Here is a 645-nt window from a genome sequence, read left to right on the forward strand (position 1 = left end):
CTGGTTCGCCTGCGCGACGTCCACCGGCGCCAAGCCCGCGCTGTCGCTGACGATCGGCGTCGTCACGGCGGCGGACCTGGGGCGGCCACTCGGCCCGGGGCAGGCGGTGCTCGTCCGCATCACCGACGGCACCACGTACCTGGTGACCGGCGGCCGGCGGCTGCGCGTGACGGCGCCGTGGGTGACCCGCGCGCTCGGCTTCCCCGATGACGCCGCGATCGGCGTACGCGACGCGTGGGTCAACACGTTGCCGGCAGGGCCGGACCTCCCGCCGCCCCCGGTCTCCGGCATCGGCCGGAGCGGGCCCGCTCTCGACGGGCACCCGACCAAGGTCGGAGAGGTGTTCGCCGTCCACGGCGCGGGCGATGGCCGGAGTCTCTACCTGCTGACGAGCGGCGGGCTGCAGCCGATGACGCAGACGGCCGCGGCACTCGCCCTCGCCGCCCCCGCGACCGCCAAGGCCTATCCCGGTGGTACGGCCGGCACCCGCGACCTCAGTCCCGCGGCGGTGGCCGCCTCCACGGTGCTGTCGGCTCCGGCGTGGGAGTCGCAGCTTCCGGCGGCGCCGCCGACCCTGGACGCCGCGACCGCCGGCCGGATGCCGTGCGTGCGCTCGGTACCGCAGGGCGGCCGGGTGACGACCTC

1 protein-coding gene is annotated in these 645 nt (G+C 77.1%); it reads left to right on the forward strand.

Features of this window, described 5'->3' with window-relative positions; genetic code table 11:
• Positions 1-645, forward strand: a 645-nt coding sequence (locus ACFFNX_RS51930) for a type VII secretion protein EccB (protein WP_378213888.1), incomplete at both ends; no start/stop codon positions are given.

The organism is Actinoallomurus acaciae (genome assembly GCF_042429965.1).
Lineage (GTDB): Bacteria > Actinomycetota > Actinomycetes > Streptosporangiales > Streptosporangiaceae > Actinoallomurus > Actinoallomurus acaciae.